15 protein-coding genes and 1 pseudogene are annotated in these 16,215 nt (G+C 61.6%); 8 read left to right on the top strand and 8 right to left on the bottom strand.

Annotation, left to right across the window (positions count from 1 at the left end):
• Positions 1–160: 160 nt before the first annotated feature.
• On the bottom strand, positions 161–3,151 hold the full coding sequence (gene ileS / locus NKI16_RS27465; protein ID WP_352624304.1) for an isoleucine--tRNA ligase: 2,991 nt from the start codon (positions 3,149–3,151) through the stop codon (positions 161–163).
• 309 nt (positions 3,152–3,460) lie between these two features.
• On the opposite strand from ileS, the gene NKI16_RS27460 reads away from it, so the two are divergent.
• Complete coding sequence (locus NKI16_RS27460) at positions 3,461–3,835, top strand: Xre family toxin-antitoxin system antitoxin (protein ID WP_352453467.1); 375 nt, start codon at positions 3,461–3,463, stop codon at positions 3,833–3,835.
• A 2-nt stretch (positions 3,836–3,837) separates the two neighbouring features.
• Positions 3,838–4,272, top strand: coding sequence for an RES family NAD+ phosphorylase (locus tag NKI16_RS27455; protein WP_352624303.1), 435 nt, complete (start codon positions 3,838–3,840; stop codon positions 4,270–4,272).
• Positions 4,273–4,288: 16 nt separating this feature from the next.
• On the opposite strand, the gene NKI16_RS27450 is transcribed toward NKI16_RS27455, so the two are convergent.
• Together NKI16_RS27450 and NKI16_RS27445 are read right to left on the bottom strand one after the other, a co-directional pair.
• On the bottom strand, positions 4,289–5,092 hold the full coding sequence (locus tag NKI16_RS27450) for a MipA/OmpV family protein (RefSeq protein ID WP_352624302.1): 804 nt from the start codon (positions 5,090–5,092) through the stop codon (positions 4,289–4,291).
• A gap of 198 nt (positions 5,093–5,290) precedes the next feature.
• A complete protein-coding gene (locus NKI16_RS27445) occupies positions 5,291–6,196 on the bottom strand; it encodes an alpha/beta hydrolase (RefSeq protein WP_031211148.1) in 906 nt (301 codons plus the stop codon).
• A 343-nt stretch (positions 6,197–6,539) separates the two neighbouring features.
• Between NKI16_RS27445 and NKI16_RS27440 the strand changes: the two genes are divergently transcribed.
• A complete protein-coding gene (locus NKI16_RS27440) occupies positions 6,540–7,094 on the top strand; it encodes an HdeD family acid-resistance protein (RefSeq protein WP_023674340.1) in 555 nt (184 codons plus the stop codon).
• Positions 7,095–7,172: 78 nt separating this feature from the next.
• On the opposite strand, the gene NKI16_RS27435 is transcribed toward NKI16_RS27440, so the two are convergent.
• Entirely contained in the window at positions 7,173–8,156 is a 984-nt protein-coding gene (locus tag NKI16_RS27435; RefSeq protein WP_023674339.1) for a bifunctional riboflavin kinase/FAD synthetase, read from the bottom strand.
• A gap of 9 nt (positions 8,157–8,165) precedes the next feature.
• Positions 8,166–9,026 carry a TIGR01459 family HAD-type hydrolase gene (locus NKI16_RS27430; protein ID WP_023674338.1) on the bottom strand — a complete coding sequence of 287 codons (861 nt, stop codon included), beginning with the start codon at positions 9,024–9,026 and terminating at the stop codon, positions 8,166–8,168.
• Between the two features lie 331 nt (positions 9,027–9,357).
• Here NKI16_RS27430 and NKI16_RS27425 point away from each other — a divergent pair, with 331 nt between their 5' ends.
• Together NKI16_RS27425 and NKI16_RS27420 are read left to right on the top strand one after the other, a co-directional pair.
• Positions 9,358–11,313 (top strand): pilus assembly protein, encoded by a 1,956-nt coding sequence (locus NKI16_RS27425; RefSeq protein WP_023674337.1) that lies wholly within the window; start codon positions 9,358–9,360, stop codon positions 11,311–11,313.
• Between the two features lie 119 nt (positions 11,314–11,432).
• Positions 11,433–12,064, top strand: a pseudogene (locus tag NKI16_RS27420) (LysE family translocator).
• 6 nt (positions 12,065–12,070) lie between these two features.
• On the opposite strand, the gene NKI16_RS27415 reads toward NKI16_RS27420, so the two are convergent.
• Together NKI16_RS27415 and NKI16_RS27410 are read right to left on the bottom strand one after the other, a co-directional pair.
• Positions 12,071–12,895, bottom strand: a complete 825-nt coding sequence (locus NKI16_RS27415) for a DUF2189 domain-containing protein (RefSeq protein WP_023674335.1) — start codon at positions 12,893–12,895, stop codon at positions 12,071–12,073.
• Positions 12,896–13,038: 143 nt separating this feature from the next.
• Complete coding sequence (locus tag NKI16_RS27410) at positions 13,039–13,743, bottom strand: glutathione S-transferase family protein (RefSeq protein ID WP_352624301.1); 705 nt, start codon at positions 13,741–13,743, stop codon at positions 13,039–13,041.
• A 108-nt stretch (positions 13,744–13,851) separates the two neighbouring features.
• On the opposite strand from NKI16_RS27410, the gene NKI16_RS27405 reads away from it, so the two are divergent.
• Positions 13,852–14,217 carry a winged helix-turn-helix transcriptional regulator gene (locus tag NKI16_RS27405; protein WP_023674333.1) on the top strand — a complete coding sequence of 122 codons (366 nt, stop codon included), beginning with the start codon at positions 13,852–13,854 and terminating at the stop codon, positions 14,215–14,217.
• A 276-nt stretch (positions 14,218–14,493) separates the two neighbouring features.
• Here the strand turns inward: NKI16_RS27405 and NKI16_RS27400 are convergent, their stop codons facing one another.
• On the bottom strand, positions 14,494–14,943 hold the full coding sequence (locus tag NKI16_RS27400) for an SgcJ/EcaC family oxidoreductase (RefSeq protein ID WP_352569763.1): 450 nt from the start codon (positions 14,941–14,943) through the stop codon (positions 14,494–14,496).
• Positions 14,944–15,005: 62 nt separating this feature from the next.
• Here NKI16_RS27400 and NKI16_RS27395 point away from each other — a divergent pair, with 62 nt between their 5' ends.
• Both NKI16_RS27395 and NKI16_RS27390 read left to right on the top strand, forming a co-directional pair.
• On the top strand, positions 15,006–15,500 hold the full coding sequence (locus NKI16_RS27395; RefSeq protein ID WP_051406070.1) for a MarR family winged helix-turn-helix transcriptional regulator: 495 nt from the start codon (positions 15,006–15,008) through the stop codon (positions 15,498–15,500).
• Between the two features lie 195 nt (positions 15,501–15,695).
• The gene (locus tag NKI16_RS27390) at positions 15,696–16,211 is read left to right on the top strand and encodes a CAP domain-containing protein (RefSeq protein ID WP_352923909.1); all 516 of its coding nucleotides are present in this window, start codon (positions 15,696–15,698) and stop codon (positions 16,209–16,211) included.
• Positions 16,212–16,215: the final 4 nt, after the last annotated feature.

Genomic DNA, 16,215 nt, shown 5'->3' with positions numbered 1-16,215 from the left:
CCGCCGGCCAAAGAAAGGTCCGGTCCCCATCGCCTATGCTCTTCCGACGGAATTCCGGCGACAATTTGTCGTCCGGAGTTTCGCGTGTTTACCTCAACCACTCGTTAAGGGCAACGCGCGGGGGCCGATCGGCCGCCCGCCGTGGCATTTGTGCACCGCCTTAAAGACGGCTCAAAGCCTTCAGCTCATGCAGAACAGCGGCGTCACGGGCCGAAACATCCGGGAATTCCGGATCTGATCCGACATCGGCGGTGTAGCGCCAGGAGCGCGCGCATTTCACAAGGCCGCGGTCCTCCGCTTTCTCGACGACCACGGCGACGCCCTTGACGTCGTCGAGGGTAAAGCTGCCCGCCGGCGCTTTGCCGTGCACGATAACCAGATCGCTGGTGATCGCCATCTCGGCCATATCGACATCGGCGATCGCCGCTTCGAGCGCGGCATCGTCGAGGGTGACGACCGGCACCGCTTCCAGCGAAGAGCCGATGACCTTCTGCGCACGGGCAATTTCCAGCGCGCCGGTGACGACACGGCGAACCTGCCGAACCTTGCGCCACTTCTCCGCCAGCGCCTCGTTCCTCCAGTCCGCCGGGATTTCCGGGAACTGGTCGAGATGCAGGGAGACCGCATCCGGATGACGGTCGAGCCAAGCCTCTTCCATGGTGAAGGGCAGCATCGGCGCCAGCCATTTCACCAGGCAGTCGAAGAGATGGCGCACCACCTGCACGGAAGCCTTGCGCTTCACGCTGGAAGGCGCTTCGCAGTAAAGCGCGTCCTTGCGGATGTCGAAATAGAAGGCCGACAGCTCGACCACCATGAAGTCGAGCAGCGCGCGGGTGATGCGCTTGAATTCGAACGCGTCATAGCCCGAGCGTACGACTTCATCGAGTTCAGCGAGCCGGTGCAGCATCAGCCGCTCCAGTTCCGGCATCTTGTCCAGCGGCACCTCCTCGCCGTCGTCATGGGCGAGCGTGCCCAGCATCCAGCGGATGGTGTTGCGCAGCTTGCGGTAGGCGTCGATATTGGTCTGCAGCACGTTCTTGCCGAGCCGCTGGTCTTCCCAATAATCGGTCGTCACCACCCACAGCCGCAAGATGTCGGCGCCGGACTGCTTGATGACGTCCTGCGGCACGACGGTGTTGCCGAGCGACTTCGACATTTTCCGCCCCTCCTCATCCATGGTGAAGCCATGGGTGACGACGGTGTCGTAGGGCGCCCTGCCCCTGGTGCCGCAGCTTTCGAGCAGCGAGGAGTGGAACCAGCCGCGATGCTGATCGGAGCCTTCGAGATAGACGTCGGCCGGCCATTTCAGGTCGGGCCGGTCCTCAAGCGTGAAGGCATGCGTCGAGCCTGAATCGAACCAGACATCGAGGATGTCCATGACCTGCTGCCATTTCGAGGCATCGTGATTGCCGAGGAACCGCTCCTTGGCGCCGACGGCGAACCAGGCGTCGGCGCCTTCTTTCTCGAAGGCGTCCATGATGCGCTGGTTGACTGCCTCGTCGCGCAGCACATTGCCGTCGGCATCGGCAAAGACGGCGATCGGCACGCCCCAGGCGCGCTGGCGCGACAGCACCCAGTCAGGGCGCTCCTCGATCATGGCGCGGATGCGGTTCTGGCCGGCGGCGGGTACGAAGCGGGTATCGTCGATGGCTTTCAGAGCGCGGCTGCGCAGCGTCGTGCCGTCGCCAAGCTCCTTGTCCATATAGACGAACCATTGCGGCGTGTTGCGGAAGATGATCGGCTTCTTCGAGCGCCAGGAATGCGGATAAGAGTGCTTCAGGCGGCCGCGCGCGAACAGCGCGTTGCGCTTGATCAGCTCGTCGATGACAGCCTGGTTGGCGTTGCCCTTCTTGCCATTGTCGTCGATGACGCGCGCCGCTCCATCCTCGCGGTCCGGGCCGAAGCCCGGCGCGTCCTTGGTGAAGAAGCCGGCATCGTCGACGGTGAAGGGGATCGCGGTGTCGATGCCACGCTGGCGAAGATCAGAGGCAGCATCCATCCAGGCGTCGAAGTCTTCGCGGCCATGTCCCGGCGCGGTGTGGACGAAACCGGTGCCGGCATCGTCGGTGACGTGATCGCCGGCGAGCATCGGCACGGGAAAATCGTAGCCGCCGCCCAGAGCTTTGAGGGGATGCGAAAGCGTAAGGTTTTCAAGCTCTTCGGCGCCAACGCTGCGAAGCCGATTCAGAGTGACCTTGGCCTTCGCGGCAGCGTCGTCCGCAAGTTTCTCGGCAAAGATCAGCTTTTCGCCGGGCTGAGGACCAAAGGCGTTCTCGGCGGCCGTAACCTCGTAGAGACCATAGTTGATGCGCGGCGAGTAATTGACGGCGCGGTTGCCGGGGATTGTCCAGGGCGTCGTAGTCCAGATGACGACGTTGGCATCAAGCAGATCGAGCGACGTCTGCGTCAGCTTGGGGTCCAGGGCTGGCTGCCCATCCTCGATGTTGATGACCTGGCGAGCGAGGCTGACGACCGGAAACTTCGCCCAGATCGTGTCCGACTCATAGTCCTGGTATTCGACCTCCGCCTCGGCCAGCGCGGTGCGCTCGACCACGCTCCACATAACCGGTTTGGAGCCGCGATAGAGCTGGCCGGACATGGCGAATTTCAGCAGCTCGCCGGCGATGCGCGCCTCGGCATGGAAAGCCATTGTCGTATAGGGATTGTCGAAGTCGCCGACGACGCCGAGCCGCTGGAATTCGGAACCCTGCACCTTGATCCAGTGCGCCGCAAACTCGCGGCATTCCTGCCGGAACTCGTTGACCGGCACCTCGTCCTTGTTCTTGCCCTTGGCGCGGTACTGCTCCTCGATCTTCCATTCGATCGGCAGGCCGTGGCAATCCCAACCGGGTACATAGTTCGAGTCATAGCCGCGCATCTGGAACGAGCGGGTGATGACGTCCTTGAGGATCTTGTTCAGCGCATGGCCGATATGGATGTTGCCATTCGCATAGGGTGGGCCGTCGTGCAGCACGTATTTTTCGCGGCCGGCTGCGTCTTCGCGCAACTTGCGGTAAAGATCCATGTCCTGCCAGCGTTTGACCAGCAGCGGTTCCTTTTCCGGCAAACCGGCGCGCATCGGGAAATCCGTCTGCGGCAGGTAGAGCGTTTTGGAATAATCGATCGTCTCGGCGGTCTCGGTATCAGTCATTCGTCTGCCATATGCGTTGCCCGGCGGCAAAAGAGCCCGGGCGTTGAACTATCATGATCTGGAAAAAGCGCGAGAGGCGCGCGCAAGATTCCCGGCGGCTCCGGCGGCGGTCAAGCCGCCCGGAACACCGGGCCTGTAATTCGTATCGCAGTCGCGGGAAGGCGCGAAAAGCTCGTCATGGCTGGGCTTTTAACCGAGACAGGCGACGTTGAAAAGCCCGAACTCTGATGCTTCCTTGCGTCATGTGCCAATTGCGCATACATTTGTAGGCAAATGGCAAGCGGAATGGCCTGTGCCAAGGAGACGTTCATGTCGGTCGCAGCAAGGGCAATTCGCGCAACACACGACTTTTCCGTCCCTACGGACAAGATCGATCATCTGCGCAGTCTGGGTTTCAGTAGCGAAGAACTCTATCGTATCGTTGCCCCCCGCCGCACGCTGGCGCGTCGCAAGGAACGTGCCGAGCCGCTTTCGCCAGCTGAATCCGACCGCGCCCTGCGCCTAGAACGCATCGCCGAGCAGGCGGATCGTGTATTCGGCAGCCATGAGAAAGCCCAGCGTTGGCTGAGAAGCGAGATCATAGCATTGGATGGTGCAAGGCCGATCGATCTCCTCGAGACAGAGACCGGCGCCCACGTCGTTTCCGAAGAGCTTATCCGCATCGACTTTGGCATGCTTGCCTGACGATGCGCATCTGGCGCATCTCCAATTTCGCGGATCTCTCGGGTCGTGGCGGAACGCTCGTTGATGGAAGATGGAACAGGCGCGGGATGCCCATCGTGTATTGCACCGACCACCCTTCGACGGCACTGCTGGAGATACTGGTGCATGCGACGCGCGAAACCGTTCCGGAAACCTACCAGCTTATCGAAATCGATGTTCCGGACGGAATAGAAATGACCGAACCGGTTATCCATGACGGCTGGGACAAGGATATGGAATCGACACGGCGACAGGGCACGGACTTTCTCTCGGCCAATCGTTACGCGCTCATGAAAATTCCTTCGATCATAATGCGCAAAGCAAACAACTATCTGCTCAACCCGACCCATGACGATGCGACACGCATTACGATTGCGGGCCTATACCGTTATCCGTTCGACAGCCGTTTGATCAAATGAGCCGACGCCTACCCGCTCACATCGAAAAATCGAAGCGATAGGTCGTCGACACGCCGATCATGAACTGATCCCTGGAGCCGCGCTCCTTGACCAGGCTGGAATCGGCGGCCGGGCCCATCAGGCGGGAATATTCGCCGAACAGGCTGGCCGTCATCGGCTCGGTCACCTTCCAGGTCACTGCGCCGCCCAGGCCCGCCGACCTCACCCCGCCGCCCGGATGATATTCGCTGAGCCCCGAGGCCAGGGACTCCTTGCCATCAACGCCGTAATAGGCGTCGAAATAGTCCGATGAGGCGAACGAAACGCGCGGCCCGCCCGAAATCCTGACATCGGGCGTCACATCGTAAAAGGCGTCGGCGGCGATGTCGGCGACAAAGCCGTTATGGGCACGAATGCCGTGCCGCAATTCGGCGCGGGCACGCAGCCAATCCAAAGGATAGAATTCGAAGAAGCCGCCGGCCTCGCCGCCCCAGCGCACCGGGTCGAGGCCTTTCAATTCGTCGGCGTCACCACCGTCGCGGGAAAACAGGAACTTGCCCGTCAGGCCGGCGCGGACGCCGCCATCGTCGATCAATGCCAATGAGATATTGTCGTTGCGCGAGGTGAAGCGCGCCGCGGGACCAGCCTTGCCGAGCGAGATGATCGGCGAGGCACTGAGCAGGTACTTCTTGCCGCCCTCGAAATTCGGGGCAACCATGCCGGTGGCGCCGACCGTCAGGTACCAGTCTCCGGACAGCCAGCCGAAGGTTCCCTCGCCGGCCTTGGCAACGCCGCAGGTGCCGAGCATGAATGCGGCCAAGATCGTCGGGACAGACCGCATCGTTACTCCATACGTCGAACGCATTGGCCGATACAACCAGCCTTGACTGAAGCCATGGCGCCAGTTCGGTAAAATTTGACTTAATATCCGCAACATTGGCAGCGTTGGCCGGCCTGTTCCGCGTTGCAGTCGATTGTTTGGCGCACCAAGATTCCAGATCAAGTGTTTGGAATACGATAGCAGTTGCCTCGGCAGGGGTTACAAACATTCGCGGACAAACATGCCTGCGCTGTGAAGAGCGCGGCGACCGGCGCTCAACCCCGCATTCCAAACCGGCCAAGCGTGAATCATATGAGGCCAAATTTCGAGACCTACTTTAACGTCAGCCGCGCCAGCGGCTTCGGCGAGCCGAGTTGCGTCCGACAACAGCGTCTCGGCCGAACCGGCTTGTATCAGCATTGGGGGAAATCCGCTCAGATCGGCGAACAAAGGCGAGATCAGCGGATCGCGCCGACCAACGCCATTGGGAACATAGGCCGTTGCCAGTTCCTCCAAATACGCCCGGTGGATGATAGGGTCGATTGCGTCCTTGGTTGATAGTGTCGCGCCGGACATCGAAAGGTCCGTCCAAGGCGAAACCAGCCAAAGACATCGCGGCAACGGCTCGCCTGCCGTGCGCAATATACTGACCAGGCACAGAGTGAGGTTGCCGCCCGCACTGTCTCCGCCAACCACGATGCGATCCGACGCGATGCCTTGCCGGCTCAGAAAGCGCCATGCGGTGAGTGCGTCTTCATGTTGCGCAGGGAAAGGATGTTCCGGTGCGCGGCGATAGTCGATCGCGAGGGTGCGTATTCCCATTGCCCGACCTGCCTCGGTAACCATTCGACGATGACTTTTAAGGGAGCCGGAGCAGTAGCCACCACCGTGGAAAAAGAGCAGAACCTTATCCCTGTCACTCCCAGGCGCCAGGGACCACTCGCCCGCGAGGCCATCGAAAACCACATGCTCGCATCGGATGTCCTCCGCGACTGGCCACACCGAACCGACTTCGTCGAGCCGTGCCCGGCGTTCGTCCCAGCGGACCGTTCGAGGCTTTGAGGTCAACAACCTGCGGACGGCGTTGATCTCCGTCAGATCGAGGTGTTCGTCCGCATCGCTCATTTTGCTTCCCTAGCCTCATCAAGCGTAGAAAACGGCATATAGCAGCAGCACACGTCATCGTATAAAGGGCCAATGCCAGCACTGGGAATTTTCGTTACACTTGCGCCGCGGCGAATACACGGGACGACGGGTCGCCCGTAAACCCGCTTGTTATCTTTTAGCACTGGCTCACCCCCCACATGATCGAATTATTCCATCTGGTATTTGGCCGCTTCGGGTCAAAAACGGAGGTCTAGCGGATCGCTCGGGAGTGTGGCGCTCACAGCCTGCTCGCTGGACGGGCAAGGCGATCGGCGCTACCTTCCGGAACAAAGAAGCTAGGCAACCTTGAGGGAGAAGGGCAATGACCGTGCACAGCGATGCCATGAAAGACGCCATTGGCCAGACGCGGGCGAAATGGGGGTGGTTCGTGGCGCTCGGGGTGCTGCTGCTTGTCTTCGGCGGCATCGCCTTCGGCAATCTGTTCATCGCAACCGTCGCCTCCGTCTTTGTCGTGGGCTGGCTGATGCTGATGGCCGGCATTGTTGAGATTATCCATGCCTTCGGCGTGAAGACATGGGGCCGCTTCTTCTATTGGCTGCTCAGCGGCCTCCTCTACGCCGTCGCCGGCTTCTTCGCCTTCGACAATCCGGTCCTCGCCTCGACGGTGCTGACCTTCCTCCTGGCGGTCGCGCTGCTTGCTTCAGGCGTGCTCAGGGCCTGGGTAGGCTACAGCCACCGGCCGCAGCCGGGCTGGGGCTGGGTGGTCGCGGCCGGCATCATCAGCGCACTGGCGGGACTGGTCATCGCCATGGGCTGGCCGGTCAACAGCGTGTGGGTGCTCGGCCTGTTCCTGGCCGTCGACCTGATCTTCCAGGGCTGGACCTTCATCGCCCTTGGCTTGGCACTGAAGAGATAAATTCTGGTTGAGCATGATCTTAATCGGAAAACCGGTTCCCAGTTTTTGCTTCGCTGACCTTCAGTTCGGGACCATGCTCTAAAAAGCTATGGCCGCGTCCAGCCCGGAAAGCGGCCTGACGCCGGCGAGCAGTGCCTTCGCCTCGGCCTCGTCACGCTTCATCTGGGCGACCAGCGCGTCAAGCCCATCGAACTTCACCTCCGAGCGCAGGTAGCCGAAGAAGGACACGGCACAAATCTCTCCATAGAGGTCGCCGGAAAAGTCAAAGACGAAGGTCTCCAGCAGCGGCGCGCCACTGTCGTCGACCGTCGGCCGGCGGCCGAAGCTGGCGACGCCATCATGTAGCGAACCGTCGGCGCGGCGGAAGCGGACGGCATAAATCCCTTCCTTGAGGGTGGCTTCCGGCGAAAGCCTCATGTTTGCGGTCGGAAAGCCGAGTGTCCGGCCGAGCTGCTGGCCGCCGATCACCTCCGCCTGGACGGTGAAACGGTAGCCGAGCAAGCCGGCGGCCTCGGCCACATTGCCCTCGCACAGCAGCGTGCGTATGCGGCTCGACGACACCACCTCGGCGCTTTCGTCGCGAAACGCATCCACCAGCGTGACGCCGAAGCCGTGGCGCTCGCCGGCAGCCATCAGATAGGCCGGACCGCCCTGGCGGTCCTTGCCGAAATGGAAATCGAAGCCGGTAACGGCGTGGCTTATGCCGAGGTTGCGCTCGAGCACGCCGGTGACGAAGGCCTCCGCCGACAAGGAGGCGAACTCGCGTGTGAACGGCTGTTCGACCAGCGCCGCAAAGCCCAGATGCGACAACAGCCGCGCCTTCATCGGCGGCGGCGTCAGCACGAACAACGGCATGTCCGGCCTAAACACCTTTCGCGGATGCGGTACGAAGGTCAGCACCAGGGCGGGTACGCCGCGACGCTCCGCTTCGGCGCGCGCGCGTTCGAGCACCGCCTGGTGGCCGCGGTGGACGCCGTCGAAATTGCCGATAGCCACCACGCCGCCGCGCAGATGGGCCGGCAGCGGTGCGGTTGCGGAAATGCGTTCGAACATGGCCGTCATGGCTTGAACCTATTGCAGCCTGGGAATCACCGCGACCGGCCTGTAGCCATATTTTTCCAGGAAGGCCGCGAGCCTGGCCGGATCCGGCTGCAGCGTCTCACCGTAATCGCGGGCATGGATGCCGCCCGATACGTAGAGCACGTCGAAGCCATTGTCGGCCGCGCCCTTGATGTCGGTCATCATGCCGTCGCCGATGGCCAGAACTTGCGAACGCTCGACCCGGCGGCCGAGAATGACGGCGATCTCCTTCATGGCGACGTCATAGACCGGCGCGTAGGGTTTGCCGGCGATCAGCGTGCGTCCGCCAAGCTGTGCGTATTCGCGGGCCAAAGCGCCTGCGCACCAGATCATGCGTTCGCCGCGCTCGACGACGATGTCGGGATTGGCGCAAATGAAGGGCAGGTTCCTGGCACGCAGCCTCTGCAGAAGATCGGCATAATCTTCCGGCTTCTCCACCTCGTCGTCGAACAGGCCGGTGCAGACCACGCCGGATGCTTCGAACTCCTCGACGAGTTCGACGTCGAGGCCCTCATAGAGCGTGAAATCCCGATCGGCGCCTATGTGGAAGATCTTTCGCGGCCCTTCGGCGATCAGGTCGCGGGTAACGTCGCCGGACGTCACGACACGGTCGTAGGCGGCGGGCGGAACGCCGATGGCGTTCATCTGTGCCACCACGTCGGCGCTGCGACGCGGCGAATTGGTGATCAGCACGACAGGTATTTTCGCCGCGCGAGCAGCGATCAGCGCGGCAGCCGCCGCCGGGAAATGCCATTCGCCATTGTGCACCACGCCCCAGACGTCGCACAGGATGGCTGAATAGGCTCCCGACAGGTCTGCGAGCGAACCGATGATGTCGGGCGAATCCGCCATGCCGTTGTCCCTGTACCATGATGCTTGCAAGCGCCGCGACCGACGGTCCGTAGCGGCCGGCCCGGATTAACCGAAGCGCTTCGCTCTGTCACCAGCTTTCGTTGTGCCCGCAAGATTGCCGCCCGGGGACGCCGGCGAGGACGTGATGGCGAAAGCCTTCTTTTTCAGAGCCTTATGGGGCTTTGCCGCGGAGCAGCATTGCCGATTGCGGACGTGTGGTTAACGGGCATTGAAAAACCGTGCCGACCTTGAACGTATTTTAGCAATCGGAAATTTAAAAATGCGTGGCATCGTCCGGAAAAAAACAGGGCGGGCGGGAATGCTGAAGGCAATGATCGGAAATTTCCGACGCGACAGACGTGGCAACTACTCCTTAATGACCGCAATCACCATTGTACCGCTGATGGGCGGGTTGGCGCTCAGTGTCGATTACGGGGAGTTGCTGCGCCAAAAGCACGAAACGCTGAACGCACTTGATGCGGCCGGCCTCGCCGCCGCCCAGCAGATCGTTGCCGGCGCCAGCGACGACGACGTCAAGGCCTACGCCAAGACATTTTTCGAAACCAATCTCGCACGTATCGACCCGGCGAACACAGCGCTGACCGTCACGCTGCCCAACAACAATGCCGGCGGCGGCACCTTGAAGCTCTGCGCCGGCCTCACCTTCCACCCCTATTTTCTACCGGCCGCCAGCCTGCTGATCGGCGGCACGGCAAGCGACACGACCTTCACCGAATGTTCGGAACTCCGCCTCAAGAACACCCTCGAAGTCGCGCTTGTGCTGGATAATTCCGGCTCGATGAGCGATCTCGGCTCCGGCACCGGCGAGAAGCGAATAGACCTGCTGAAGTCGGCCGCCAAGCAGCTTGTCGATACGCTGGCGCTTCAGGCGCAGCAGATGAAGCAGATCACCAAACCGGTGCAGTTTTCTCTCGTGCCGTTTGCGGCCTCGGTCAATGTCGGCCCTACCCACGACCAGGACAGCTGGATGGATCAGGACGGCATCTCCCCGATCCAGCACGAGGATTTCGACTGGACGACGATGAGTGCCGCCAACAATCCGGACAAATATGCCGAGAAGCTCAACGGCGTCTGGTACAAGCGCGGCACCGGCTGGGGCGAGACCAAGGACCAGCCGCTGACGCGTTTCAGCCTCTACGCCGACATGACGGTCGAATCGGGCCGCGAAGAGGTACCCAATTCGAAGCAATATGTCTGCGACACATACAAGAAGAACGGCACCTGCCAGTACGGCCACTGGAGCGCACCGGAATATATCTACACCACAAGCCGCTATGCGAGCTGGCAAGGTTGCGTCGAAGCACGGCCATATCCCTACAATGTCGACGACACCACGCCCGATACAGCCGCGCCGGCCACGCTTTTCGTGCCGATGTTCGCCCCGGATGAGGCTGGCACTCTGTGGCTCGATTTCAACCGTGACGGCATCAACGACGTCATCAGCACGTCCTACAATTACGGCAACAACTGGTGGGCCGATTGGCCCTATGTCGCCGGTCCTACCGCTTCCCAGCGCCAGTCTGACATGCGCAAATATTTCCTGGTAAAGCCATACGGTTCGCAATCCGCAGCCGCGGGCGATGGGCCGAATTCCTCCTGCACCACCAACCCGATCACGCCGTTGAAGGACGTCAGCCAGGACGCAGAGAAGCAGGAGATCAAGGACGCCATCGACGCCATGGCGCCGAACGGCAACACCAACGTGCCGGAGGGCCTTGCCTGGGGCTGGCGAACTGTATCGAGCAACCCACCGTTCACCGATGGTCGGCCGAACAGCGAGAGGGGCAACGACAAGGTGGTCGTGGTGCTGACCGACGGAGCCAATACTTATAGTGCCGTCAGCGACGGCAGCTACGCCAACAACAGGTCGACCTACGCCGCCTACGGCTACACTGGGCTGACCTATCCGGGATCTGGAAGCGTAACCCGCCTGTTCATGAATACCAGCACCGATATCGGCAAGACCACCTATACCGGTGCCAACTACACGGCAGCACTCGACGAGCAGATGAAAACGCTCTGCGCCAATGCAAAGAATTCGAACGTTCTGGTGATGACGGTGGCGCTCGACCTGTCGCCCACAGATGCCAGCGACAAGAAGGCAATCGATGCGCTGAAGGCGTGTTCGTCGGATTCGCGCTTCCGCAAGGATTCGGCCGACCCGAGCAAGCCTGCCAAGCTGTTCTGGAATGCAACCGGCGCGACGCTGTCCGACAATTTCAAGGAAATCGCCAACGAATTGTCGAACCTGCGCATCGTCGGCTGAAGGCGATGGGATTGGCAACTAAGGCAGGGGGCCCGGCGCGCTGGCGCAAAGGCTCCTGCCGTCATGCCCTTGCGGGTGATGGAAGCATGTGGTGAGTGTCCCCACCCGGAGATGCGCTCTTGCCTGAACCCGCCAACCACCTTGCCTTCGCGCTGGTCTGCCTCGGCATGGTGCTGACGCCCGGCCCGAACATGATCTATCTGATCTCGCGCTCGCTGTCGCAAGGGCCGAAGGCCGGGCTGATCTCGCTGGGCGGTGTGGCGCTCGGTTTTTTGTTCTATGTGCTGTCGGCGGCGTTCGGCATCACCGCGCTGCTGCTCGCCGTGCCCTTTGCCTATGATGTGCTGCGCCTTGCGGCGCGCTTTATTTGCTGTGGCTCGCCTGGCAAGCGGTGAAGCCCGGCGGGCGCTCGCCCTTCCAGATCCGCGAACTGCCGAAAGACAGGCCGCGCAAGCTGTTCGCCATGGGCCTGATGACCAACCTGCTCAACCCGAAGGTGGCAGTGCTCTATCTGTCGCTGCTGCCGCAATTCATCAGCCCCGGCAAGGGCCACGTGCTGTCGCAGCTTCTGGTGCTCGGTGCCACGCAGGTCGCGATCAGCCTGACCGTCAACGCCATCATCGCGGTGACGGCCGGCTCGATCGCCATCTTCCTCGCCGGGCGGCCGCTATGGCTGGTGATCCAGCGCTGGATGATGGGCACGGTGCTGACCGCGCTGGCCGTCAAGATGGCAACCGACGCGCAACGCTGATCGGTCCTACATCGGCCGCCTGACCTGCTCTGCCCGCTCCGGTTCGACCACCCTGCGGTAGAGATGCCAGGTCGCGTGGCCAAGGATGGGCATGACGACGGCAAGCCCGGCAAATAGCGGGATCGAGCCGATGACCAGGAGCACGGCGACCATCAGGCCCCACAGCGCCATCTGCAGCGGGTTTGTCATAACTGCGCGCGCCGACGTCTCGACTGCCGAGACCGCGCCGACGTCGCGGTCGAGCAGCAGCGGAAAGGCGACGACAGTCGTCGCCAGCACGATCGCGGCGAAGGCGAACCCGGCCAGGTTGCCGAGCAGGATCAGCGTCCAGCCCTTGCTGGTCGTCAGCACTTCGCGAATAAAGCCGACGATAGAGGCCGGAGGCTGATTGCCGTACAGGCTGGTGTAGATCGATTGCGCGGTGAACAGCCAGAGCAGGAACAGTACCACCAGCGTGATACCGATGACTGCAATCGCGGGCAGCGCCGGCGAGTGGCGCACGTCGAGCGCATGCCACCAGGATGTATCCATGCCGAACTCGCGCCGGCGGCTGATTTCGTAAAGGCCGATAGCGGCGAACGGACCGACCAAAGCGAAGCCGGACATCAGCGGATAGATGAGTTGGATGGCGTTCGAGCCCGAGGTCCACTGCGTCAGGATCAGGCCGACCACCGGATAGATCAGGCACAGGAACACATAATGCGACGGCTTGGCCCAAAAATCCTCTACGCCGAGACGGAGCGCATCGATCAGATCCTCGGTGCTGATGCGGCGCACCGTGGGCTGTACATGCATTCCACGTGCGTCCGCCATGACATGAAAGCCGGCCATAACCTTTCTCCCGTGTGTCGGGGCGGTCACCGCCAGGATGGCCGCCCGCAGCTGCCACTTCAAGAACGCCCGTATGATAGCCGATCTCCGCACGCTTGTCGCCACCGCCCGGCGCCGGGGCGCCGGGCGGCTGAACGAACGGATTAGGCCGCGAAGCGATCGATCACCTCGGCCAGCGGCACGTGACCGAGGCAAGCGCCTGACCCGGCGGGCTTTTCGCCAGCCTCGACAGCGAGCGCGTATCGCACGGCCGGATCGGCTTCGATGCGGCGGCGGAGCGCCGCCAGTTTGGGATAAGCGGCGCCGTCGACCGCCTGGTGGAACTCCGCCCAGCGCGCCACGCCGATCAGCGTGGTATCGGCAAGCGTCAGCCGGCCGCCGACCAGGAAATCCGTGTCGACGATCATCGCCTCAAGCTGGTCATGGCGGTTGGTAACGACCTTGCGGCCGAAATCACGCAAGGTCGCCAGCAGCACCGGTTCCGCCGATTCCATTTCATATGCGGCCCAGAGCGGGGTGAAGGCGGCGGTGAAACCGGTGTTCACGAAAGCCATTAGCTGGTGCATCCGGTCGGCCTCCGGCGAGCGAGGCTCGAAGCTGATACGGCGTTGCGTATCGCGGGCTTCGAGCCAAGCGGCAATCGCCATGGTCTCGGTGAGCACCCTGCCTTCGTCGGTGATCAACACCGGCGTTTCCTGACGGCCGTTGATGCTGGCATAGGCATCGTTCTTCATCTCAGAGAGCATGTCGACACGACACAGGCGGTAGCGTTGTTCGAGGCGTTCAAAAGCAGCGACAAGCCCCATCGAACTTCCCAGCGGGAAGCCGTAAAGGAGAATAGGTTCCATTTCTTTGTCTCTTCCATGATTTAGGGATCACGCTGCGCAGCGAAACTTGACCCTAAACGCTGGTCGCCCCATGTAAATTACGCACTATTCTGTAACCAGGTCCCCGCCATGAAAGATGTCGTCTCACGCTGCCCGATCGAGGAGACCATGCGTGTGCTCAGCGGTCGCTGGCCCACCTTGCTGCTCTACTACCTCAAGGACGGTACCAAGCGCTTCAGCGACCTGAGGCGTGACAATCCGACAGTGTCGCACCGCATCCTGGCGCTCGAACTACGCAAGCTGGAGGAAGCCGGGATTGTGCGGCGAACAGCGCATGCCGGCTATCCGCTACACGTGGATTACGACCTGACGGAGCCCGGTCTCAAGCTTGTGCCGCTCATCGACGCCCTGGGCGATTGGTGGGAAGATACCGAGGACGATCGGGCCAGCCGGGCTACATCGACGCCGGAAACCAAACTCGTGGCGGCGGAATAGCCGACCGGCGATCACCGCGCCGCCAAGAACTGCCGGCGAGAGCCCAGCGCTCCAAGCCGTTCATACATTAGATCCCGCAAGACCAAGGCGACCGGCTATGAGGCGCGCCATTGTGGTCGGCCAAACCGGACAAGGCACGGGCCATCCAGCACCAACTCCTGTAGCATAGCTCGCCAATCCCGATCACCTGACCCGCCGTTCGATCTCATTGCCCGATCAGATCGGCTTGACTATTCTGGATGGCTGTCGCTTTCGATTCTGACGTGAATGAAGAGCCTACTTATCCTCTTGAAGTTTCTCCTGAGACTTTGCCATTTGATCGTCCCCAAGTTCCATATTGTGCATCGTTGCAATCAACCATTCATCATGATCCCGCGTCGCCACTACGCTGATTAATCCGCGCCGACGCGGCCATTCGTTTCCCATCGGATCGAGCGCGCCAGTCATGGACCACCGCAGGTCGAGCGTGGCAACATCAGGGCGAACAAGCTTGTTCCGCACGCTTTCGGCGGATAGATGGCTGTGCTTGAACATCTTCTCAAAAATTGGGGCATGGAACTGCTCGATCTTGTCACGTCCAGTCGCCTGCATACCGAAGACGTTTGTAAACTCGGCATCTGCCGCGAATACGGCGGCAAAGGCGCGAGCATCGTGACGATTCCAAGCTTCGATCAGCCTGTGCGCGACACTTTCCACCCCTTCAGTTCGGATGTTGCCGGTAGCCATGCTGATCTCCTGTCATATAGTTCGGTTGCCATACTATATGGGCACCATATAAGTTTGGAAAGATGGATAATCAGCCATACACGCAGTCTCTGCTTCTCTATGCTTATCAATCGTCGGCGAGCGCTTTGGTCCAGGTTCTCCGGGAGAGCGGCCATTCGGCAATCAAGCCCAAACACGGCGCTGTATTCGCCAACATCGACGCGGAGGGAACCCGACCCAGCGTCCTCGCAGAGCGTGCGGGCATTGGCAAAGCATCGATGGGTGAGTTGATCGATGAACTGGAGCGCCTCGGTTATGTTCGGCGCTCGCATGATCCGAACGACCGACGGGCCAAATTAATCGTTGCAACTAACGCGGCGCTTGCGGTGATCCGGACCGTCCACGATTTCAATCAGCGTCTCGAAGACCAATACCGGAGGCTGCTTGGTGCTCAGGCGTACGAATCGCTCCGGTCGTCACTGCAAGCGATATCCCCCAGAGAAAATTTGCAACCGAGGATACCTCGCCAGCGCTCGTCAAGCCGCAAAGATGGGGCAAAAGAAACTCTCGGTCCGTGAATGCCTGACTGGGTATCGAGCCCCTGGGCGTATCGAGCCCGAACAGCCGCCTGGGCGAATGCCGCCATCCGAGCAAGCCTGTTTCGATTGAGCAGTGAAATCAATCTGACACAGTGCCATCACGTCGAAACCATCATCACGCATTTTCACCGCCCTGCCCGGCAAAAGCCATGATCGCGGTTATGTCAGGCGGGCATGACCGTTACGAAAATCGAAAATTATGAGGCCCAACCAAGCCTAAGCAGGCGCGTGCTGCTCAGAGCTGCCGGCCTTGGCGCCCTTGCCGGGCTCGTCGCCTGCGCCACCGTGCTGCCCACCGGCGAAGGCGCCGGTGTCTCTGCCTCCGCCGCTGGCACGCTGGCCGGCATCCGCGCTTCGGCGGGTCTCGGGCCGCTTGTCCCCGATGCGCCGCTCGAGCAGGCGGCGCTGCAGCAGGCCAGCTATATGGCGCGCGGCGGCCGAATGAACCACACCACCGGCTGGGGCAAGGACTTTGCCTCGCGCGTCAAAGACAATGGCATTGCCGGCGCTGCCGCCGAAAACATCGCCGAAGGCCGCTTCGACCAGCAGAAGCTGTTTGATATCTGGGTGCATTCGCCAGGCCACCGCCGCAACATGCTCGACCCGCGCTTCACCCGCTTCGGCCTCGCCTATGTGCGCGACGGCCGCGACAGCACGCTTCGCTACTGGTGCCTTGTGCTCGGCAGATAACTTC

The organism is Mesorhizobium sp. M0698 (genome assembly GCF_040320455.1).
In the GTDB taxonomy this organism is placed as follows: Bacteria; Pseudomonadota; Alphaproteobacteria; order Rhizobiales; family Rhizobiaceae; genus Mesorhizobium.
Note: the sequence above shows the minus strand (reverse complement) of the source record. Positions and strands in the feature narration are given on the sequence as shown.

Coding starts and splice junctions, on each gene's coding strand:
- ileS (WP_352624304.1), bottom strand. CDS start 3,151: ATGACTGATACCGAGACCGCCGAGACGATCGATTATTCCAAAACGCTC.
- NKI16_RS27460 (WP_352453467.1), top strand. CDS start 3,461: ATGTCGGTCGCAGCAAGGGCAATTCGCGCAACACACGACTTTTCCGTC.
- NKI16_RS27455 (WP_352624303.1), top strand. CDS start 3,838: ATGCGCATCTGGCGCATCTCCAATTTCGCGGATCTCTCGGGTCGTGGC.
- NKI16_RS27450 (WP_352624302.1), bottom strand. CDS start 5,092: ATGCGGTCTGTCCCGACGATCTTGGCCGCATTCATGCTCGGCACCTGC.
- NKI16_RS27445 (WP_031211148.1), bottom strand. CDS start 6,196: ATGAGCGATGCGGACGAACACCTCGATCTGACGGAGATCAACGCCGTC.
- NKI16_RS27440 (WP_023674340.1), top strand. CDS start 6,540: ATGACCGTGCACAGCGATGCCATGAAAGACGCCATTGGCCAGACGCGG.
- NKI16_RS27435 (WP_023674339.1), bottom strand. CDS start 8,156: ATGACGGCCATGTTCGAACGCATTTCCGCAACCGCACCGCTGCCGGCC.
- NKI16_RS27430 (WP_023674338.1), bottom strand. CDS start 9,026: ATGGCGGATTCGCCCGACATCATCGGTTCGCTCGCAGACCTGTCGGGA.
- NKI16_RS27425 (WP_023674337.1), top strand. CDS start 9,358: ATGATCGGAAATTTCCGACGCGACAGACGTGGCAACTACTCCTTAATG.
- NKI16_RS27415 (WP_023674335.1), bottom strand. CDS start 12,895: ATGGCCGGCTTTCATGTCATGGCGGACGCACGTGGAATGCATGTACAG.
- NKI16_RS27410 (WP_352624301.1), bottom strand. CDS start 13,743: ATGGAACCTATTCTCCTTTACGGCTTCCCGCTGGGAAGTTCGATGGGG.
- NKI16_RS27405 (WP_023674333.1), top strand. CDS start 13,852: ATGAAAGATGTCGTCTCACGCTGCCCGATCGAGGAGACCATGCGTGTG.
- NKI16_RS27400 (WP_352569763.1), bottom strand. CDS start 14,943: ATGGCTACCGGCAACATCCGAACTGAAGGGGTGGAAAGTGTCGCGCAC.
- NKI16_RS27395 (WP_051406070.1), top strand. CDS start 15,006: ATGGATAATCAGCCATACACGCAGTCTCTGCTTCTCTATGCTTATCAA.
- NKI16_RS27390 (WP_352923909.1), top strand. CDS start 15,696: ATGACCGTTACGAAAATCGAAAATTATGAGGCCCAACCAAGCCTAAGC.